14 protein-coding genes, 5 pseudogenes and 1 other annotated feature are annotated in these 20,525 nt (G+C 61.9%); of the genes and pseudogenes, 11 read left to right on the forward strand and 8 right to left on the reverse strand.

Features of this window, described 5'->3' with window-relative positions:
• Positions 1–55: 55 nt before the first annotated feature.
• Positions 56–394: a DUF4873 domain-containing protein gene (locus MVF96_RS00480; RefSeq protein WP_006902477.1), complete on the reverse strand. Its 339-nt coding sequence runs from the start codon at positions 392–394 to the stop codon at positions 56–58.
• 133 nt (positions 395–527) lie between these two features.
• Here MVF96_RS00480 and MVF96_RS00485 point away from each other — a divergent pair, with 133 nt between their 5' ends.
• The 9 genes and pseudogenes from MVF96_RS00485 to MVF96_RS00525 all read left to right on the forward strand — a co-directional run.
• Positions 528–1,496 (forward strand): AurF N-oxygenase family protein, encoded by a 969-nt coding sequence (locus MVF96_RS00485; protein WP_247450774.1) that lies wholly within the window; start codon positions 528–530, stop codon positions 1,494–1,496.
• A 161-nt stretch (positions 1,497–1,657) separates the two neighbouring features.
• Positions 1,658–3,178: a flavin-containing monooxygenase gene (locus MVF96_RS00490; RefSeq protein WP_035718354.1), complete on the forward strand. Its 1,521-nt coding sequence runs from the start codon at positions 1,658–1,660 to the stop codon at positions 3,176–3,178.
• A 47-nt stretch (positions 3,179–3,225) separates the two neighbouring features.
• Positions 3,226–4,095: an SDR family NAD(P)-dependent oxidoreductase gene (locus MVF96_RS00495; RefSeq protein WP_006369629.1), complete on the forward strand. Its 870-nt coding sequence runs from the start codon at positions 3,226–3,228 to the stop codon at positions 4,093–4,095.
• Positions 4,092–5,162 carry a ferredoxin--NADP reductase gene (locus tag MVF96_RS00500; RefSeq protein ID WP_165629286.1) on the forward strand — a complete coding sequence of 357 codons (1,071 nt, stop codon included), beginning with the start codon at positions 4,092–4,094 and terminating at the stop codon, positions 5,160–5,162. The genes MVF96_RS00495 and MVF96_RS00500 overlap by 4 nt, the downstream gene beginning before the upstream one ends.
• Complete coding sequence (locus tag MVF96_RS00505) at positions 5,152–6,057, forward strand: alpha/beta fold hydrolase (RefSeq protein WP_247450776.1); 906 nt, start codon at positions 5,152–5,154, stop codon at positions 6,055–6,057. Before MVF96_RS00500 ends, MVF96_RS00505 begins: the two co-directional genes overlap by 11 nt.
• An 85-nt stretch (positions 6,058–6,142) precedes the next feature.
• Complete coding sequence (locus tag MVF96_RS00510; protein ID WP_004021760.1) at positions 6,143–6,895, forward strand: TetR/AcrR family transcriptional regulator; 753 nt, start codon at positions 6,143–6,145, stop codon at positions 6,893–6,895.
• 300 nt (positions 6,896–7,195) lie between these two features.
• Complete coding sequence (locus MVF96_RS00515; RefSeq protein ID WP_004021759.1) at positions 7,196–7,822, forward strand: TetR/AcrR family transcriptional regulator; 627 nt, start codon at positions 7,196–7,198, stop codon at positions 7,820–7,822.
• Between the two features lie 86 nt (positions 7,823–7,908).
• Positions 7,909–10,950: an MMPL/RND family transporter gene (locus MVF96_RS00520; RefSeq protein WP_033206569.1), complete on the forward strand. Its 3,042-nt coding sequence runs from the start codon at positions 7,909–7,911 to the stop codon at positions 10,948–10,950.
• A 243-nt stretch (positions 10,951–11,193) separates the two neighbouring features.
• Positions 11,194–11,700 (forward strand): annotated as a pseudogene (locus MVF96_RS00525) (transposase); the annotation flags it as partial.
• A 56-nt stretch (positions 11,701–11,756) separates the two neighbouring features.
• Here the strand turns inward: MVF96_RS00525 and istB are convergent.
• A pseudogene (istB, locus tag MVF96_RS00530) lies at positions 11,757–12,520 on the reverse strand (IS21-like element helper ATPase IstB).
• Between the two features lie 6 nt (positions 12,521–12,526).
• Positions 12,527–13,168, reverse strand: a pseudogene (locus MVF96_RS00535) (Mu transposase domain-containing protein); the annotation flags it as partial.
• Positions 13,169–13,220: 52 nt separating this feature from the next.
• On the opposite strand from MVF96_RS00535, the gene MVF96_RS00540 reads away from it, so the two are divergent.
• Both MVF96_RS00540 and MVF96_RS00545 read left to right on the forward strand, forming a co-directional pair.
• A protein-coding gene (locus tag MVF96_RS00540; RefSeq protein WP_085949824.1) for an IS3 family transposase occupies positions 13,221–14,503 on the forward strand; the annotation gives its coding sequence in 2 pieces (ribosomal slippage) (positions 13,221–13,509 and positions 13,509–14,503; 1,284 coding nt in all).
• Positions 13,499–13,627 (forward strand) — a sequence feature (AL1L pseudoknot). (Overlaps the previous gene by 129 nt.)
• Positions 14,504–14,534: 31 nt before the next feature.
• Positions 14,535–15,356: pseudogene (locus MVF96_RS00545) on the forward strand (IS256 family transposase); the annotation flags it as partial.
• Between the two features lie 142 nt (positions 15,357–15,498).
• Here the strand turns inward: MVF96_RS00545 and MVF96_RS00550 are convergent.
• From MVF96_RS00550 to MVF96_RS00570, 5 genes and pseudogenes are all read right to left on the reverse strand, one after another.
• Positions 15,499–15,846 (reverse strand): annotated as a pseudogene (locus MVF96_RS00550) (transposase); the annotation flags it as partial.
• 300 nt (positions 15,847–16,146) lie between these two features.
• Complete coding sequence (locus tag MVF96_RS00555; RefSeq protein ID WP_472924655.1) at positions 16,147–17,184, reverse strand: BtrH N-terminal domain-containing protein; 1,038 nt, start codon at positions 17,182–17,184, stop codon at positions 16,147–16,149.
• A gap of 87 nt (positions 17,185–17,271) precedes the next feature.
• Complete coding sequence (locus tag MVF96_RS00560; protein WP_004020618.1) at positions 17,272–17,943, reverse strand: transglutaminase-like domain-containing protein; 672 nt, start codon at positions 17,941–17,943, stop codon at positions 17,272–17,274.
• Complete coding sequence (locus MVF96_RS00565; protein ID WP_247450780.1) at positions 17,940–19,136, reverse strand: NAD(P)/FAD-dependent oxidoreductase; 1,197 nt, start codon at positions 19,134–19,136, stop codon at positions 17,940–17,942. Before MVF96_RS00565 ends, MVF96_RS00560 begins: the two co-directional genes overlap by 4 nt.
• On the reverse strand, positions 19,133–20,524 hold the full coding sequence (locus MVF96_RS00570) for a cytochrome P450 (RefSeq protein WP_004020620.1): 1,392 nt from the start codon (positions 20,522–20,524) through the stop codon (positions 19,133–19,135). Before MVF96_RS00570 ends, MVF96_RS00565 begins: the two co-directional genes overlap by 4 nt.
• Position 20,525 lies beyond the last annotated feature (1 nt).

Genomic DNA, 20,525 nt, shown 5'->3' on the forward strand with positions numbered 1-20,525 from the left:
GCGACCCAATCGTGCGCACCCGTTATGCGAACGTCCGTGCGGCGGTGGATGGTTGTCACTTGCGGTGGTGCTCGGCCATGTCTTCGACCTCCTCGAGAGTGGTGGGCAGGTGGTATGGGGGGGTGCTCTTACCTGAGATGCGGTATCGGCCCCAGAAGTCGGGATCCCCGACGACACACTCCGCTCGGCCCTCGGGGGTCGTAAATACAGCGATCGCGCGGGCGCCCTTCAGGAGCTCGTCGAGCTCATCATTCTTCTGAATCCGGCCATACCAGGTGTAGAGGCCGTTCAGCGGCTGGAAATAGCCTTTGATCTTCGCTTCGACATGGATCTCCGTCCCGCGGCACACCAGGGTTCCTTCGCCGGAGTAGTCGAGGTCATGGTCGTCAGACATGCAGCCCTACCTTCTTCGCATTGAGCGTTGACAAATAACGCGGTTCGTGGATACTAGCAGTACCAGATACTGCGAGTAATGGGTACTGGGCGCCAGGCCCCGACTCCCAGCCTTGAACGACCGAGGAGAAGACATGACCGTGCAGGATGCCCATATCAAGCCCGACTTTTCACAGGAGGGCATGGCCCGGGTGAACGGGCGCAAGCCCGTCGACATGGAACGATCTGCAGGTCGTCTGTTGCGGTCTTCCGCGGAGAAGTTCTACGACGCGGAGATCGACATCGACTGGGAGTCGCCCTGGGAGGAAGGCAAGTACTTTCTGCCAGAGCACCGGGTGTCGCTATACGGCACCAAACTATGGAACAAGATGACCGAGGAGCAGCGTCGCGAGCTGGGACGCCACGAGATCGTGAGCATCCTCAGTTTCGGCATCTACGCAGAGAACCTCTTGAGTTCGGCGCTCCTGCGCATGTCGGCAAAGGGGGCCCTAACCGATCAGAAGTCCCTATACGCGCTAACAGAAATCGGCGATGAGTCCCGCCATTCCACTATGTTCGCGCGCCTCATTAACAAAACAGGCGTGCCCCCTTACAAGCTCCCTAAGGGCTTCTTGAGCTTCGCAAAGATCCTGCATTTCGTCCCGCTCGGACCGTCGGTGTCCGGAGCCACGCTGCTGATCGAGGAAATCCTGGACCGCGCCCAGCGCGAGGCGATGAACGACCCCAGTATGCAGCCTCAGCTTCGCCAGCTCATGAAGATCCATGTCCTCGAGGAAGCCCGTCACATTACCTTTGCGCGACTGGAGATGATCGAAGGCATGCAGCGTCGACGTAAGGCGACGCGCGCTTGGCACCGAGGGGTGCTTGCCGTCATCGCGAACCTGGCGTACCCGCTGCTCATTAATCCGAAAGTGTACCCCGCAGTGGGAATTAGCCGCTGGCGTGGCGTATGGGCACAACAAACCAGCCCAAACTATCGGACCAACCTGCAGTTCATGTCGGAGCCCATGATTCGGTTCTTCCATGAGGCGGGAATGCTGGGAGGCAAGTTCACAATGGCCATGTGGCGCGCGACGCGGAGCCTTCCCGACGATCTCCGCTGATCTCCGTTCACGCGGCCGAGCCGTCACGGTCGACATCAGTTAGACCTGTGCGGAGCATTCTCGATGGCTTCGCGATCACTTCCGCCTCAACAGATCACCCGCTGCCACTGTGCGCAGGTGATGTGTTGTGCCAACGAACCCACGAGGGAGAAAGCATAAACATGGCATCTTCAACTACCCGGCGCGCCTCGCGCGCCGCCGCCAAAACCGACTCAACCGACGACCCGATTTCGACCAAGATTCTGATCATCGGAAGCGGGTTCTCTGGTCTCGGGATGGCCGCACAGCTAAGACGTCGCGGGTACAGCGACTTTCTAATCCTGGAGAAGGCAAGCTCCGTCGGTGGAACCTGGCGCGACAATACCTATCCGGGCTGTGCATGTGACGTCCCGTCGCTGATGTACTCGTACTCATTCGAAAGTCGAGGTAGCTGGTCGAAGGTGTGGTCGTCACAACCAGAAATTGAGCGGTATCTACAAGACGTCGCGGACAAGCGCGGCGTGACACAAAAGATTCATTTCGGTCAGAAGTTGGTTTCCGGATACTGGAGCGAGTCAGAGTCGCGGTGGCACCTGCGTACTGAGTCCGGACGTGAGTACATTGCTCAGTTCGTAGTTTCAGGAGTCGGTGCGCTGCATATCCCCAATTTTCCCGAAATTTCGGGGATTGAGGACTTTAAAGGCGAAGCGTTTCACTCCGCACAGTGGGATCATTCGGTGGATCTGGAGGGCAAGCGTGTCGCCGTGATCGGCACTGGTGCCAGCGCTATCCAGTTTGTGCCGTTCGTACAGAAGGAGGCCATGTCCCTCAAGGTCTTCCAGCGAACCCCTGCCTGGGTCCTACCCCGCAAGAATTTCACCGTTCCGCCGGCCCTGCGGACTCTTCTGAGCAGACTCCCGATTGCACGTCGTATCGCCAGGTGGTCGGTGTACTGGGGTGCGGAGAGCCTAGCCTTCGGCCTCAACGGTCACTCCAACCTTATGCGGCCAATCGAACGGGTCGCTCGGTGGAACATTGAACGCTCCATCTCTGATCCGGCACTACGCAAGAAACTGACCCCGTCATATCGCATCGGCTGTAAGCGAATTCTGGGGTCAAACGACTATTACCCTGCACTTGCGGCGCCCAACACCACCGTCATCAGCGATCGGATTGAGAGGGTCACCGCTGATTCCATCATCACCTCAGACGGCGTCGAGCACCTCATCGACGTAATTATTTATGCGACCGGTTTTCACGTGACTGATGGTTTCGATCAGCTCGCCCTGAAAGGTGCCACTGGCGAGGATCTCCCGTCCCACTGGCATCAGACGGGGATTAACACGCACCTGGGCATCACGACCGAGGGTTTTCCCAACCTGTTTTTCCTCCTCGGACCCAACACGGGCCTCGGCCACAACTCAGTGGTGTTCATGATCGAGCAACAGATCAAATACATCATGAAGGCCATCGACACAGTAGAAAGCCGAGGCGCTGAGAAGGTTGACGTACGCCCGTCCGTGCAAGAACAGTTCAACACCGACATCCAGCGGAAGCTGGCCAAGGGAGTGTGGACCAACGGCGGCTGCACGAGTTGGTATCTCGACTCGCAGGGCGTCAACCGGACCGTGTGGCCGGGCTTCACATGGCAGTACTGGCGCGCCACAAAAGATTTCGACCCCGCCGAGTACGACATCGCCTGAGCCCGAACGCACGGAGAGACACGATTCGTAGAAATGGTGAGACGACAGTGAGCAATTCTGACCGGCATGATTACACAGGCAAGGTGGCAGTGATCACCGGTGCCGCGTCAGGGATCGGTCGGTCTCTGGCACTCCAGTTGGCGGAGCGAGGTGCCGCACTGGCACTGTCCGACATTGATGAGATGCACTTGAAGGAGACTGCAGAACTTTGCCGCACCACGTATGCGGCGACGGTAACCGCCGCCGTACTAGACGTTGCGGACCGCAGTGCGTTTCAGGACTATGCCGACGGAGTGCGGTCAGAGTCGGGCCACGTCGACATGGTGTTCAACAACGCCGGCGTGGCCTTGGGCGTCGACGTGGTCGACATGACCTGGGAAGACTTCGACTGGCTCATGGGCATCAACTTTGGCGGAGTCGTTAACGGGTCGAAGGCGTTTCTGCCTCACCTGATCGCGTCCGGGGACGGACATCTCATTAACACGTCGAGCGTCTTCGGCTTGATCGGAATCCCCAGCCAGAGCGCATACAATGCCGCGAAATTCGGCGTCAGAGGCTTCACCGAGGCGCTCCGACAGGAGATGAAAATCAGTCGATACCCGGTCACAGTGACATGTGTGCACCCGGGGGGTGTAAAAACCAACATCGTCAACAATGCCCGAGGCGTTTCCGCCATGGGGGCAGACACCGCGACTGTCGCCTCGCTGTTCGACAGGATCGCACGAAGCACCCCGGATAAAGCAGCGGCGACAATCCTCAAAGGTATGGACAAGAAGAAGGCACGAGTGTTGATCGGTGCGGACGCCCGCGGTTTCGACTTCGTGGCACGGGTGATCGGTCCCCGCTACCAGGACATCGCGGCGCCACTGACACGGGCGGGTTACGCGGTCGCACGTAGACAGGGGATCCTCAAGTGACCGTCGAACCCGATGCACGTCCGGCTGCCGCAGCCCGCTCACGCACCTTGCGCGTCTCAGAAGTGACCCAGGAAACGAAAGACTCCGTCACCATTTCGTTCGAGATCCCCGATGCCATGGTCGAGGAGTTCAAGCATGTCCCAGGGCAATTCATCACCGTGAAGATCCCATCTGATCGGACCGGTCATGTCGCACGATGCTACTCGTTGAGCAGCTCGCCTCACGTCGAGGACTTCCGTCTCGAGATCGGGATCAAGCGGACGGAGAACGGTTACGCATCGAACTGGCTGTGCGACAACGCGATGACGGGAATGGAGTTGACCGTCCTCCCGCCGTCGGGGCACTTCACGGCTAAGAATCTCGACGTCGATTTTCTATTCTTTGCAGGAGGAAGTGGGATCACTCCGGTCTTGTCGCTGATTAAGTCGGCGCTTGTGTGCGGCGGGGGCGAAGTCACACTGTTCTACGCGAATCGCGATGCCGAGTCGATCATGTACGAGGGCCAACTGGCGCAGATCGCCTCCGAGTTCCCCGAGCGTTTCACGGTCTTCCACTGGTTGGAGTCGGCTATGGGGATTCCGGCACCTGAGGATGTCGAATCCGCCATACGTGAGCACCGCGGTGCACAGATCTACACCTGTGGTCCGGCGCCGTTCATGGATCTGGTTCAGAAGTCGGCGGAGGCCTGCGGTGTCGAGCACGCCTCGGTACATCGAGAAGTCTTTCAGTCACTGACCGGAGATCCATTCGAGACAGCCACGATGCGTCAGCTCAGTGACGACGATGGTGTGGCGACCGCCACGGTCTATCTGAATGGGCAGTCCATCACGACTGAGTGGCCGCGCAACACTCCGTTGCTCGACGTGCTATTGGCCCAAGGTCACAATGCCCCGTACTCCTGCCGAGAAGGGGCCTGCAGCGCGTGCGTATGCAAGCTGGTTGAGGGTGATGTAGAAATGGCACAAAACCACATCCTCGTTGAAGATGACATTGCCGACGGTGAACGGCTTGCGTGTCAGGCACTTCCGCTGACGGATTCTGTCACGGTGAGCTTCGATGACCTCTGAGTTTGCGAGTGCGTCGCGAGGATCGCGTGACCTCGAGGTCCTTTCCTCCGACGGAACCAGGTTGTTCGCTCAGGAATTCGGTCCGGGCCGGGATGCTCCACTTCTAGTCTTTAGTCACGGCTGGGCCTGTCAGGGGCGTTTCTGGCGTCCGCAGGTCGAGCAGTTCGCGGCGACGCATCGGGTGGTGGTCTACGACCAACGCGGACACGGGTGGAGCGACCGGGGCCGGGTACCGTTCTCGGCGAGACTTCTGGCCGATGACTTGGAGGCCGTAGTTCGGGCGGTAGCGACTCCCGCCGACAAGGCTGTCGTGGTCGGACACAGCATGGGAGGTATGTCCATCATGAGCTGGGCGGCTGAGTACCCCGCCTCGGTGTCGGAGCTGGCCCGCGGAGTAGTACTGGCAAGCACCGGGCCATCACAGTTGGTGGATCGGTCAACGTTACTCAAGGTTCCCCGACAGCTACGACCGAGACTTGAGCGGGCCTTCGCGGCTAGTCTTGCGGTCGCGGGACCCGAGATGCAGGGGACGCGTTTGTCTCGCCGCCTGATTCGTTACGGAACCCTGGGCCCGGGCGCGACTGTCGAGGTAATCGATGAGTGCGCCGACATCGTGTTGCGATGCCCACCACAGGTGCGGGGGATGTGGGGTTCAGTGTTGGCGACAATCGACGTCAGCAGGGGTGTTGACTCGCTGACAGTGCCGGCGGCGGTCATCGTGGGCGATGCCGACAGACTGACCCCGGCGGCCCATTCGGTGGATCTCGCAGCGCGCCTGGGTCGGCAGGGCGTTCTATTTGAATTCACTCTTCTCGACAAGGTCGGTCACATGTCCAACCTAGAGGCCGTCGAAGACTTCAATTCAGCCGTGGCCAGATTAGACAAATCCGCCTGACGCGGGTCTCGTCGACCCAACCCATGTTCACTGGCTAGTGCGTCACTGGCGCGACAAGTCAGCCATCCTGATAACGTAGGAGGTCATGTCTGTAGTCCGTCGCATCTCCGCGGCCCCGGTGAAAGTGCAGCGACGTGTGCGCGACGCTCGAAGCACGCGCTGGGACGACCACCGCGCCGTCGTCAAAGCTGAACTCGTCGATGCAGCGATACGCGCGATCGAAAAGTTCGGCGATGCCGTGAGCATGGACGATTTTGCGGAAGAGGCTGGTGCGTCGAAGCCTAAGCTCTACCGCCATTTCGGTGACAGGGCTGGGCTCTACTCCGCCGTGGCAGCCCGTCTGGGTTCTATGATGTGGGAGTCAGCGCAGTCAACTCTGCTCTCCGGACAGGCAGACAGCACCGTCGACGAACTTTTCCGTTCAGCGGTGTCCGCATACGTATCCTTGGTTGATGAACATCCAGCGGTCGTCCGTTTCCTCATGACGAACCACATGTTCCAGTACTCTGAGTCCGGCGAGGGTGGGGCCGCAGATCAGCTGAGATCGGCAATGGAGATTATTTCCGACGAGTTCGCTCGTGGCCTCCGAGAGGTCGATGCCGAGGAGTCCCCCGTCGCCGTAGCAGTAGCCTCCATTCTGGGGGCTGGCCTATCAGCGACCCAGTGGTGGATCGATCACGGTCGGCAGAATGGAATGAGCAGGGACATGTTTGCCGCGCACCTGTGCCAGACCTCGTGGGGGATCATAGACGGCGCTGCAGCCACAGTAGGCGTTCGATTCCATAGGGACAGGCCCTTAGGCGACCCTGGATTCGCCACTCGCCTCGACGCCGTCTGATCCCCTTCGTACGGGTGGTCCGCCCTGTGTCACGCACGCGGCAGAACTGCTCACACAAACGGAGCGCATTTCACAATCCTGACTGCTGGCTGTCATGGGGGATCATCCTTGGTCGCCGCTCATCTTAGTAGCGGAGCGCTACAGACGGTACTGTTGACGACAGTGCCACAGTCGTGGCGGCACTCATAAGGCCCCCCTCGAGCCTTCCATCGGTACCGCCACTGGCAGTTTCGTTCTGTTACCGACGGTATTGGTGTGCAGTCAGAGGTTCTTGATTTGGTTTCGTAGGGAGTGGCCAGGGTGGAAACCATCGATTTCGACGATGTTGACCCGAGGCGGGTTCGGTCGCGTCAGCGTTTGTTGGATGCTGCGGTGACCTTGCTGAACAGTGGCGGGGTCGAAGCCGTTACCGTGGAGGCGGTCACTCGACTGTCTCGTGTTGCTCGCACCACCTTGTATCGTCACTTCGAGAGCTCCACAGATCTGGTGGCGGCTGCCTTCGAGCGATTGTTGCCTCAGGCCGAGACCCCCGAGACGACGACGTCGATCCGTGATGACCTGCTGAAGCTGATGCAGCGGCAGGCTGAGCTTATTGAGCATGCACCGCTGCAGTTGACGACGCTGGCATGGTTGGCAATGCTTCCCGAGCAGCCCCGGCAATCCGGGCAATCCGACGGGGATCAGAACGCGCTCGCGCCACTGCGTCGTCGAGTCGTCGAGCAGTATCGAGAACCATTCGATCGAGTTTTGACGAGTGACGTGGCCACGGCTGAGCTCGACAACTTCGATTTGACCATGGCTGTCACCCAGCTCGCGGGCCCGCTGATCTTTGCCAAGCTCACGGGCATTCGGTCGATGACCGTTGGCGATCTCGAACAGCTTGTCGACGATTTCCTCATGGCCCACCGGCGACACCAAACCTCCTGACCTCCTTCCCCATCTACGGTACTGCTAGTACCGTAACGATACCGTCGGTTTCGTAGACGGGCTGGGTCGAGGGTGAGGTGCTGCATATGGTGGTCCAACGTCCAAGTGGTGGGCGCTTGGCGGCGCGCCGGTTGGCGGAACGCAGCGAGTACAGCACGACATTGGGGCGGTTGGCACGGTTCACCTTGGCGCACAGATTCCTCGTCATCGGGGCGTGGGTGGCTGTGGGTATCGTCTTGGCGATTCTGTTTCCCCAGCTGGAGACGGTGGTGCGGCAGCAGTCTGTTGATCCGATCCCTGCTGGGGTTCCATCGTTTCAAGCACTCGATCAGATGGGTGGTGCGTTCGGTGAGAAGGGCGCCAAGACCACTGTTTTCGTGACCATGGAGAACCCGAACGGGTTCACCGACGTGGCGCGGGAACGCTACGACATGCTCGTTCTGCAGCTGCGCGAAAATTTCGACGATGTGCAGTCAGTGCGGGATTTGCTTTCCGATCCGACGACGGCCGGCCAAGCCTTGAGTGAGGACGGGCAAGCCTGGTACCTGCCTGTCGGGGTCACCGGAACATTGGGAGGGCCAACGGCCACGCATGCTGTGGAGACCGTGCGCCAAACCGCGCAGCGCGTGTTTGACGGTACGGGCACCACTGTCCATGTCACCGGGCCGACAGCCACTTTCAGTGACCAGATCGTCAGTGCTGAAAGCGATTTAGTCGTGATCACTCTGGCGACGGTGGCGCTTATCGCGATCATTCTGTTGATCGTTTACCGATCGCTGTTCACCGCGCTGGTGCCGTTGTTGGTGATCGGTGTCAGCCTCGGCGTGGGCCGTGGCATCTTGTCCGCACTCGGCGAACTCGGTATGCCGGTATCGCAGTTCACCGTCGCGTTCATGACCGTCATCCTGCTCGGAGCCGGGGTCGACTACTCAGTCTTCTTCATCAGTCGCTATCACGAACGGCTACGCCAGGACGCCACCACCGAGGTTGCGCTCGTGGACGCGACAGCAACTATCGGACGGGTCATCCTGGCTTCAGCTGCCACGGTGGCGCTGGCCTTTTTGGCGATGGTCTTTGGTCAGCTGAGCGTGTTCTCCACCTTGGGTCCGGCATGCGCGATCGCCATCCTCATCGGATTCCTCGCCACGGTCACCCTGCTACCACCGGTGTTGCTGTGGGCGGCACGATTCGGCTGGGGCGCACCCAGGCGAGATCTGACCCGAAAGTACTGGAATCGCGTCGCCGTGCTCGTCGTGCGGCGTCCTGTGCCGCTGCTGGCACTAACCCTGGTCGGGCTAATCGTGCTTAGCGTCTTCGCGACGGGCATCCAGATCACCTTCGACGATCGTGAGGGGCAACCCGCGACAACCGACAGCAACGAAGGCTACGCGTTGCTCGACCGTCATTTCCCTCAAGACGTCACTATCACCGAGTTCCTCGTCGTAGATGCACCGATCGATCTCCGTACTGCCAGCGGGCTGGCCGATCTTGAGCAAATGGCCTCACGTGTATCCCAGATCCCCGGAGTGACTCGAGTCATCGGCGTTACCCGTCCCACCGGGGACAAGCTCGAGCAAGCCGAGCTGTCCTGGCAGAACGGCCAGATCGGGAACCGGCTGGCGGGTGCGGTCGACGATGGCCAGAACCGCCGCGGTGACCTCGAACAGCTCCGTACAGGCGCATTCCAACTCGCCGACGGGCTTACTCAGCTCGACACCCAGGTACGCACCAACTTGGCCCCCCTGGCCGGCATCCTCGATCAGGCAAGCACAGCCGGGCAGCAAATTCAGCAGTACCAGCCACTACTACGCCAACTCGCCGCATCTGCACCAGCGCTCGATCGCGCTTCTCAGAATGCCCCACAGCTGGCCGCGCTCACCCGCCAAACATCTGCAGCCCTGGCAACAGTGACCTCGATCCTGCCCATCCTCGATAATGCGCCCTGGTGCACCCAAGTCCCGCAGTGCGCAGCTCTGCGCGCGCAGACCCGCAATCTCGACGCCCTACTGAGCAACGGGACCCTCGACCAGATCGCCACGCTGTCAACACAACTCGCGCAGCTGGATACACCGATCTCAACAGTCACCGACCAACTCACTTCCACCGTCAACTCACTGGGCTCCACGCTGGGAAGCATCAGCAGCCAAGACCTTCCCGGCAAGCTCACCCAACTGCAAACAGGTATCAGTCAACTCGCGGCGGGATCACGCCAACTCGCCGCCGGTGTATCCGCGCTGATCGACAGCAACCTTCAACAACTCGCCGGGATGGCCGCGCTAGCCACACAACTACAAACCTCCGCCCGCGAGACCGCCGGAACAAACTCAGCAACCGGCTTCTACCTCCCACCTCAGGCCAACGCAGACCGCCGTTTCGTCGACGTCGCTCGCCAGTTCGTCTCGCCCGACGGCCATACCGTGCGCTACGCAATACAAACCAGCTTCGACCCCTACAGCACCGAGGCCATGCAACTGGCCGACACAATCACCGATGTCGCACTCGCCGCCAGACCGAACACAACCCTGCAGGACTCCAACATCGCGACAGCCGGGTTCCCCGCCATCAACGCCGATCTGCAACGTCTACTCACCGAAGACTTCCGACTCCTAGCGTTGGCCACCCTCACCATCGTCGGCCTGATCCTGATACTCCTACTCCGAGCACTCATCGCGCCGCTATACCTTCTGGGCACCGTCATACTCAACTACACCGCGGCACTGGGTATCGGCGTCCTGATCTTTCAACACATCCTCAAAACCGACATCGCCTGGCCCGTACCACTACTGGCCTTCATAGTCCTCGTCGCGGTCGGCGCCGACTACAACATGCTTCTCATCTCTCGCCTACGCGAAGAATCCCAAAACAACATCCGCATCGGCGTCCTGAGAACCGTCACCAACACCGGATCAGTCATCACCTCGGCCGGCCTCATCTTCGCTGCCAGCATGTTCGGACTCATGGCCGGATCCATCTCGATCATGACCCAGGTCGGACTCATCATCGGCATCGGCCTGCTGCTCGACACCTTCATCGTCCGCACCATCGTCGTGCCGACCATCGCCACACTTGTCGGCAGAGCAAGCTGGTGGCCGAGTACCCGAACCGACACGCATCCAGCGTCCCGCTAGTACGCACGCACGTGCCGAGATCTGACCGGCCCCGCCAGTCATCCAGCCATCGCGCCCACCTCATCGACTGACACCCGCTCGACGGTCGGCCGCGGCACCACACCCGACCCACGTGCGAGCGCCCCTCGCGTCGTTGACGCTGGTAGAACTCGCAGGAGGGCCCGTCGCGGCGTTGGGGACTGTCGCTGATTCGGTGTAAGTGGTTTTGATCGCCCCCGGCGTGGGGCAGGAGGAATCACGACGATGACCGACACAATCGGGGGCGTGGATGCCCCGGTGGCAGGGCCGGTTCAGACCGGTCAGGAACACGATGTCACCACCGCGGATGCGGTGCGTGAGCTCTCGAAGGCCGAGCAGGCTTTGGTGAGCGATCTGGTACGTAGCTCACGCGCTCAGGGAGTGGCTCTGACCGGTCCTGACGGGCTGCTCAAAGCGCTGACCAAGAGCGTGCTCGAAGCCGCGCTCGATGAAGAGATGACCGAACATCTTGGCTATGACAAACATGACGTGGCCGGCCGCAACACCGGCAATTCACGCAACGGCACGCGCACGAAACGGGTCCTGACCGACGCGTGCGGGCAGGTGCCCATCGAGGTGCCCCGCGACCGCAACGCCACCTTCGACCCGGTAATTGTCGGTAAGAGCAAACGTCGCGTCACCGATGTGGATCGGGTAGTGCTGTCGCTGTATGCCAAAGGCCTCACAACCGGCGAGATCTCAGCGCATTTCGCCGATGTCTACGGTGTCAACGGCGGCTGAAAACTGACCCCTTATCGACGGTTGAATTTTGACCCCCTTTGGTGTGGTTACTGGTCGGTGTTGACGAGTTCTCGTCGGGCTTTGGTGCGGTAGGAGTCGCCGTCGATAGCGATGACCTCGGCGTGATGGACGAGGCGGTCGATGAGTGCGGCGGCGACGACGTCGTCGGCGAAGACTTCGCCCCAACGGCCGAATGGCATGTTCGAGGTGATCAGAATCGAGCCTTGTTCGTAGCGACTGGCAATGAGTTGGAAGAACAGGTTGGCGGTGTCGGAGTCGAATGGGAGGTAGCCGATCTCGTCGATGATGATCAGTCGGTAGCGGCGGAGCCGTTTGAGTTCGGCGGCCAGGCGGCCGGTGGTGTGTGCCTCGGTCAGGCGGGTGGCCCATCCGGTGGCGGTGTCGAAGAGCACGGGGTAGGCGTTGTGTGCGGCTTTGATCCCGAGCGCGATCGCGAGGTGGGTTTTTCCACCCCGGGTGGTCCGAGAAGGATCACGTTGTCGCTCTTGGCGATCCAGGTGCTGGTGGCCAGGTGGGCGATCACATCACGACGCAGTCCTGGAAGGTGGTCGAAGTTGAAGTCCTCGAGTGTTTTGACCGCAGGGAAGCGCGCGCCGCTGATCCGCAGCATGGTGCCGTTGGCTTCGCGTTCGCTGACCTGGCGGTCAAGAATCGCTGCGAGGTACTGCTCGTGGGTCCAGTTGTCGGTGCGGGCCCGCTCGGCCAATTCCGCCCAGCATCGGCGGATCGCTGGCATCTTCAACGCCCGCGCCGCGAACTCGATCTGTTTACCTGTTTGATTGTCGGACACAGTCTTTCACCTTTCAATGCTGGTGGATGTGGTGGGCGGGTGAGCTTGGGGCGGGGTGGCAAAGTTCACCCCGAACAGCTCGTCGTAGTCCGGTAACGCCCGGATCGGCACCTCGTGGCCATCAGGGTGGGCGCGGATGCGGGCGGCGTTTCGGGCCCGGTTGGCGAGGTCTTGGCGGCGGTAATCGCGGCGCAGTTCTTTGGCTGCTCGCACGTGCTGAGGGTCGGCGATGGTGACGTGGTTGGCCCAGCTGCGCGCGTGGTCGGCGACGGTGACCTCGCCGCAGAGGATGCGCACCTGCTGCAGGTCGGCAGTGATGTCGACGAACCGACCGATCACCGACGGGTGCACCGAATAGTCATTGCCGGCTACACGTACGTAGTAGTCGCGACCGAGTCGCACCCGGCTACTCAAGCCGATATGCGGTGCGGTCGGAGGTAGGCCGGTCATCTGCTCGAGGTCCTCGGCGAACACGTCACACGGGCGTCGATCACCGATCGCGCGCACCACTCGGGTGTTGGCATGATCGGCCAGCCACCGATCGAACTGGGCGGTGAAATCGGCCGGTGAGCTGAACTGGCGGCCCGGCAGGAACGAGCTCTCGAAGAACCGGTTGTTGCGTTCGACCATGCCCTTGTACTCGGGGTCTGAACCGCCCCGGGTCTGTCGGAGGCTCTCGAACCTGTGAAGGATGGAGAGCATGGCAGCACCACGCAAGTACAGTGAGGAACTCAAGGACCGGGCCACCCGGATGGCATGTGAAGCGCGACGAGATCCCGATTCGTCGAGAGGTGCGATCAAGCGGATCGCCGATCAGCTCGGAGTCCATCCCGAGGCGTTGCGCAATTGGGTTCGTCAGGCCGAGATCGACGGCGGGGTCCGCCCGGGCACCACGAGTGAGGACGCTGACCGCATCGCGGCGTTGGAGCGGGAGAACCGTGAACTGCGGCGAGCGAACACGATCTTGAAGCAGGCTTCGGCTTTCTTTGCGGCGGAGATCGACCGCCCACAGCGCTGATCGTGGAGTTCGTCGCGGCTCACCGCGATGAACACGGAGTCGATCCGATCTGTGCGGCATTGCGCGATACGTCCGCCCAGATCGCTCCGTCCACGGTACGAGCCCACCTGAGCCCCCAGAAGACCGAGGCGCCTCGTGTGGTGCGTGACCGGGAGCTCCTTACCCAGGTCCGCGCGGTGCATGCCGACAACCTCGGCGTCTACGGTGCCCGCAAGGTGCATGCCCAATTGCGCAGACAGGGCCATAGTGCTGCCCGCTGCACCGTCGAGCGATTGATGAAAGCCGATGGGCTGCAAGGGATAGCGAGACTCAAGACACGCAAGACCACGCGCAGCGAGGGAGCTGAAACACCCCGGCCGGCTGACCGGGTCAACCGTCAGTTCACCGCGGCGGCACCGAACGCGTTGTGGGTGGCGGACCTGACCTACATCCGCACCCACTCGGGCTGGGTGTACGCGGCGTTCGTCCTGGACGTGTTCTCGCGGATGGTCGTCGGCTGGCAGGTCTCGACCACCATGCACACCGACCTCGCCCTCGACGCCCTGAACATGGGATTGTGGGCACGGTCGCGTGCCGGCCACGACGTGGCCGGGCTGATCCACCACTCCGACCGCGGAGTGCAATACCGAGCCATCCGCTACACCGAACGACTGGCCGAAGCCGAAGCGGTGACATCTGTTGGCTCCAAAGGGGATTCATACGACAACGCGATGGCTGAGGCGTTCAACTCGCTGTTCAAAGCCGAATGCATCCGTAACCCCGTGATGCGCCCGCGAGGCGGCTGGGCAGGTGTGGGCGAGGTCGAGATCGCCGTCGCTGAGTACGTCGAATGGTTCAACCACCGCCGCCTGCACGGCGAGATCGGACACGTCCCACCCGTCGAGTACGAGAGCGCCTACTGGTCGACCCAAACCGTCACCAGCTACCGTGAGAACCCGGTCCCCGCAAACGCTGGAACCAACTAACCGAGCCTCCAGCAAACCCGGGGCGATTCACACCGTCTCCCGAATCACGGATCGGGTCATCGAAGAGATGGTGTCGTGGTGGGCACGCCCGCTGGAGAAAGTGTACGCGGCGGTGTTCATCGACGCGATCATGGTCAAGATCCGGGATGGGCAGGTGCGTAACCGGCCCATCTACGCCGCGATCGGGGTGGATCTCGACGGGCACAAAGACATCCTCGGCATGTGGGCCGGCGACGGCGACGGCGAGTCGGCCAGGTTCTGGCTGGCGGTGCTCACCGACCTCAAGAACAGGGGTGTCCGCGACATCTTCTTCGTTGTGTGTGACGGATTGAAAGGGTTGCCCGACAGTGTATCTGCCGCGTTCCCGTTGGCCACGGTACAGACGTGCATCATCCATCTGATCCGCAACACCTTCAAGTACGCCTCCCGCAAGTATTGGGACACGATCAGCGCCGATCTCAAACCGATCTACACCGCGCCGACCGCCGCTGACGCCCGGGCGCGGTGGGAGGAATTCGCCGAGAAATGGGGCACGCCGTACCCGGCGATCGTGACCCTGTGGGAGAGCGCGTGGGAGGAGTTCATCCCGTTCCTTGACTACGACGTCGAGATACGGCGAGTGTTGTGCTCCACCAACGCGATCGAAAGTCTCAACGCCCGCTACCGGCGTGCGGTGCGCGCTCGAGGACACTTCCCGAACGAGCAGTCCGCACTCAAAACGCTCTACCTGGTCACCCGGTCGCTGGACCCGAAGGGTACCGGTCAGACGAAGTGGGCCGTACGCTGGAAGCCAGCGCTCAACGCCCCGGCCATCACGTTCGCCGATCGTATGCCCGCAGCCGAAGAACGCTGACCCGCCGAGCAATCGGAAAACCGCCGCTTACACCGAATATCGGACAGACCCGTCGGGGCCCGATTCCCGCCGAGCTCGTGGTGAGCGTGCGTGAGACGCTGGGTGGGGGTCGTCCAGAACGGGGGGTGTCCCTATGGGTTTGTCAAGCAGCGGAAGCGATTGGGGTTCGGTAGGGCTCGCTGTGCTTGAGCATCGCGTAGAGGACGTCGCATCGTCGGCGTGCCAGGCAGATGAGGGCGGCGTTGTGTTTCTTTCCTTCGGCGCGTTTGCGGTCGTAGTAGGCGCGGCTGGTGGGGTCGTGCAGTGCGGCGAACGCGGAGAGGAAGAAGGCTCGTTTGAGTTTGCGGTTTCCGAATCGGGCGGGGTGCTCGCCACGGATGGAGGTGCCGGATCGGTGGGTGACTGGTGCGATGCCGGCGTAGGCGGCCAGGTGGCCTGCGGTGGCGAATGCTGAACCGTCGCCGACTTCGAGGAGGATGCGGGCTGCTGTGTAGGGGTCGTAGCGGATCTGGTTTCGCACCGCGGCAAAGTGGCTCCGCGCCATGTCTCGATCGTTGTCCGCGTCGCCGGTAGCATCACGGGTGGACGCCTGCACGGTGGCGTGGTCGAAGGCCAGGATACGTGACGCTGCGAGAAGAACTGCAGGCTTCCCGGTTGCCTCCTGTCGATGTCACAGGACCCGGGTCAGCGGGAACCGGCGTCCTGCTGATGGTAATGCTCCTGCGTGCGTTTGTGTGAACGCGGCGGCCCTGCTTAGCGTCCTCCTCGCGGACTTGCCGCGACAGGCCGGTTAGCCTGACAAGGATGCTGCGGCCTTTCGTAGTGACGCCTCCAGGGTCGTTTCCGCCTCGGGTAGAGCCGCCGCGAGGGTTGTGACGGATCGGAGCCGCTCGGATGGGGCGTGATCCTTCTGTACTGCTGCGCGTGCGACTGCAGTCCAGGATGTCGCCGCATGGTGGGCGTTGGCTGCAAGGATGGCGGTGGCGTGATCGCCGGTGAGGCGCGCGATTTCGTCGCAGCCCTGTGCCAGCAGTCGGCGGAACAGGCCGCCGCCGGTCCCCGCTTTCTCGATGAAGGCGCCGAGGCTGAATAAATGCATCTCGAGGTCGTCGGTCGACAGGGCTCCCCAGCTGCAGACGTCGGATGCGAGCGCGCTGGCAGCGTCGAGGCCGTGTGACCCGTGTTCTGCGGGCCCGGCGATCGTCGATGCGCCTGGGGTGCTCAGGCTCGCTGCGGATTGTGCGAATGCCTGTGCGGCCACCTCGAGAATCGAAGGTGGCGTCTGTGGCCAATTGATACGAAACAGCGTGTGTCGGGTTGGCTCCGGGAAGGAGGTCGAGCGGCGCGCGCGTGCGAGTGCGTCCAGTGGGACGCGTTGAAGGTCTTCGCGATCGTTGTCGGCGATGTACGCGACGCCTTGCGTCTCGTCGTAGCCGACTACAACGATGTCGTGGCGGCTCATGCGCAACTGGACCCGCAGGTAGGGGAGTTCTGCGATCTCCGCCCAGACCAGTGCAGGGCGTCCCTGATCGATCTCGCCACGAAGGTTCTCCCAACCCTCGGCCGGGTCGTCTGTGGCAAGCACCTCGACGGTGCCGCCCAGACGGCGGGGGAGGTCGATCTCAAAATCAGGTCCTCGTCCGACTAAGTACACGGGTGGCATCAGCGCTTTTGATCGAATGTAGGTGAGGGAGAGGGCTCCGCCGAGGGCAAAGACGAGGCCCTCGTCGGGTGGGCCGTCGTAACCGAGCCCGGTCCACTCCATGAGGTCTCGCATCGCACCGGACCCACAGTGGCCACCCATTCGGTGCGGGTAGGGGTCGATCATCGAGGGGCCGGACACTGACACGATCCTCCTGTGTTGAGGCGGTACGAAAATTGTCGATTGCCGGGCCGACGACTGAGGCAGACCGGGTTAGGCGTGGAATGCATCTAGTGACGTCGCACGCTGCGTGAGTATAAGAGGGCCATAGGCCTCTTTGAGAGCCACCAGGATGTTGTCGAGAGGCAGGTCGTTGTACACACCTCTTTCGCGGACGTACTCCATGTGTGTTGAGCCGTCCGCGGAGTGAGCGTGGAGCAACGCGTCGCTGTCGCCGGTGAAGTCGATCGGGGCGACTCCGAACCGCGCGCACAGTTCCGAGTTGAACGCGGGTGTCGCCTTGAGCCACCGTCCGTCTATGTAGACGTGGCTGTACCCGTGATAGACGAAGACGTCGGTTCCCATCAGCTCACGTAGGGCGCCCGTTTGGAGGTGATTACGGACGTCGGCGAAGCCTAGCCGCGCTGGGATCCCGGCGGCGCGGAATGCGGCGGTAAGCACGACGGCCTTGGGGACGCAGTATCCACGCCCGGATTCGATTACATGGCTGGCCCGGTAGTGCTCTGGGTCGTTGGAGACGGTGTACGGGTCGTAGCGGATGGCGTCGCGCACCGCGGTGAACAGGCGGCCGGCTTTGTCTTTGTCGGTGGTCGCGTTGCCGACGGCTTCGCGTGTGAAGGTTGCGACGGTGGCGTGCTCGATGTCGAGGAAGCGTGAACCCGTCAGCGCCGCCGGGCTGACCGCATTTGTCGGTGATGTGGTCATGGGGCCGCTCCGATCAATTCGGACCTGACGATCGGCGCTCGTTGTGCAATGGCGCGCTTGGCGGTCACGAAGTCAGCGGGTCTGTTGACGCAGTCAGCTGCAATCAGTTCTCCGGCGGTTAAGTAGTAGCAGGTGAAGTCGCGGCCATGGGCGGGGTTGCCGCTGACCAGCACCTCGTCGTATCCGGTGTTGAGCCCGGCGATCTGGAGTTTGAGGTCGTATTGGTCGGACCAGAACCATGGCAGTGCGGCGCGACCGGTTGTGTTGTCGCAGATTGTGGCCGCCGCGATCTTGGCGTGCTCGGTTGTTGCGGACACGCACTCGAGACGAACACGTCGCCCGTACCGCTCGATTCGGTGGTTGGCGCAGTCGCCGGCTGCGACGATGTCAGGATCGCTGGTACGAGCGCGGTCGTCGACGAGGATGCCGTTTTCGACGTCGATGCCCGCAGCTGCTGCGAGCTCCGTGTTCGGAATGACGCCGACGCCGACGATGACCAGGTCAGCGGCCAGCGTCTCCCCGGACAGGACAACGCCGTCGACTCGTTCGTCGCCGCGGAACCCTTCGACCATTGCGTCGGTCCGTACCTCGACACCCTTCTCGCGGTGAATTCGATCGAAGAATTCCGACACGACGGGCGCCGTGACACGTTCGAGTACGCGTCCTGCCGCCTCCAGGACGGTGACCTCGACACCCAGGGTTCGAAGCGAGGCCGCTGTCTCCAGGCCGATGTACCCGCCGCCGACAATGACGACCCGCGAACCCGGGACCGCGGCGGCGCGGATGGCCTCGACATCGGTGGCGGTGCGCAGATAGTGCACGCCCGGCAGGTCGGCGCCGGGGACCGGCAGTGCGCGAGCTCGAGCGCCGGTGCACAGGGCCAACTTCGAGTAGGACACCGCGTCGTTGTTGCCAAGAGTGACGGTTCGTTCGGCACGGTCGATCGAGGTCACGGTCCCGTCGACGAGCTCGATCCGTTGCTTGTCGTAGAACTGGCGGCTCCGAATCGCGACATCGTCGAGATGGCAATCGCCAGCCAGGTATGCCTTGGACAGCGGCGGCCGCTGATACGGCAGGCGGCCCTCGTCGCCGATCAGCAGGATGGCCCCAGCCCACTTCTCCTTGCGCAAATTGGCCGCCAGCTGTGCGCCCGCGTGGCTTGCGCCGACGATCACGACCCGATCAGTACTCACGTCTCCGGCTTGGGAGTCAGACGGACCATCATCTTGCTGATCCCACGAACGAAGTTGGACTGCACGTACTCCGGATCACCGACCACCTCGATGTCGTCGAAGCGCTCGAGAAGTTCTTCCCAGAGAATGCGCAACTGCAATTCGGCCAAACGGTTTCCCATGCAACGGTGCACACCGAAACCGAACGCGATGTGGTTGCGAGCGTTGGACCGATCGATGATGAGCTCGTCCGGGCGGTCGAACACTCGCTCGTCGCGGTTGCCGGAGGCATACCACATGACGACTTTGTCACCTGCGCGGATGAACTGACCGTTGAGCATCACGTCCTTCTTGGCGACCCGACGCATGTATGCCAGCGGGGTTTGCCACCGGATAATCTCCGACACCGCATTGGGAATCAGATCCGGATTGGCTTTGAGTTTCTCGAACTGCTCGGGAAACTCGTTGAGAGCCAGCACTCCGCCGCTCATCGAGTTGCGGGTGGTGTCGTTGCCGCCGACGATCAGCAGCACGAGGTTCCCGAGGAACTCCATCGGGCTATTGTCGAGAAGGTTCTTGGTGTCCTCGTTGCTCTGCAGCATGGTGATGAGGTCGAATCCGGTCTCCTCGCCTGCCGCGGTCCGCGCGGCCTTGTCTCGCCACAGCGCACTCAAGCCCTGTGCCATCGCGACCATCTCGCGGAAAACTTTGTCGTTGTCCGATGGTCCGCCGTTGGCCTGCTCCATCGACGTGGCCAAATCCGACCACTGGACGAGTTTGTGGCGCTGCTCGTAGGGGTAGTCGAGCAATGTCGCGAGCATCCGCGCGGTCAGTTCGACCGACACGGTCTGGACCCAGTCGAACGGTTCGTCGAGCGGTAGCTCCTCGACGACTTCCCGGACGCGAGACCGGATGAGGCCCTCCATCTCGCGCAGGTTCTTCGGTGCGACGACTCCCTGGACGGCGGCGCGCTGCTTGTCGTGCCGCGGCGGGTCCATGGCGATGAACATCGCGATATCCATGAAACGCGGGGGCCGACCGATGATGATGAACGGTTCGGCGGAGAACGCTTCATGGTTTTTGTCGACAGCGATGATGTCGGCATGTCGAGTGACCGACCAGAACGGCCCGAAGGGACTGCGGGGCTGGAAGTGAACGGGCGCCTCATTGCGCACACGCTCGAAGTAGGACCGCCACATGCCCTGTCGGTAGAGAAATGGGTTGCTCAGATCGATGTCAGTGAGTTCGACGTCCTCGACCGGCGGGATGGGGGTCTCGGTGAAGATTTTCTTGCCGTCGGTTCGGGTGACGATCCGGCGGGTCTTGTCATAGACGTGAGCGCCACGGATCTGCAGATCGATCGGGATCATGGACTGCGCCTTCTCGGCGATCGCGGTGGTAATGCTCATC

The organism is Gordonia hongkongensis, from assembly GCF_023078355.1.
Taxonomy (GTDB): domain Bacteria; phylum Actinomycetota; class Actinomycetes; order Mycobacteriales; family Mycobacteriaceae; genus Gordonia; species Gordonia hongkongensis.

Excerpts from the sequence above, each read along its gene's own strand:
- MVF96_RS00480 (WP_006902477.1), bottom strand. The coding sequence starts at position 394 with ATGTCTGACGACCATGACCTCGACTACTCCGGCGAAGGAACCCTGGTG.
- MVF96_RS00485 (WP_247450774.1), top strand. The coding sequence starts at position 528 with ATGACCGTGCAGGATGCCCATATCAAGCCCGACTTTTCACAGGAGGGC.
- MVF96_RS00490 (WP_035718354.1), top strand. The coding sequence starts at position 1,658 with ATGGCATCTTCAACTACCCGGCGCGCCTCGCGCGCCGCCGCCAAAACC.
- MVF96_RS00505 (WP_247450776.1), top strand. The coding sequence starts at position 5,152 with ATGACCTCTGAGTTTGCGAGTGCGTCGCGAGGATCGCGTGACCTCGAG.
- MVF96_RS00510 (WP_004021760.1), top strand. The coding sequence starts at position 6,143 with ATGTCTGTAGTCCGTCGCATCTCCGCGGCCCCGGTGAAAGTGCAGCGA.
- MVF96_RS00520 (WP_033206569.1), top strand. The coding sequence starts at position 7,909 with ATGGTGGTCCAACGTCCAAGTGGTGGGCGCTTGGCGGCGCGCCGGTTG.
- MVF96_RS00555 (WP_472924655.1), bottom strand. The coding sequence starts at position 17,184 with ATGATCGACCCCTACCCGCACCGAATGGGTGGCCACTGTGGGTCCGGT.
- MVF96_RS00560 (WP_004020618.1), bottom strand. The coding sequence starts at position 17,943 with ATGACCACATCACCGACAAATGCGGTCAGCCCGGCGGCGCTGACGGGT.
- MVF96_RS00570 (WP_004020620.1), bottom strand. The coding sequence starts at position 20,524 with ATGAGCATTACCACCGCGATCGCCGAGAAGGCGCAGTCCATGATCCCG.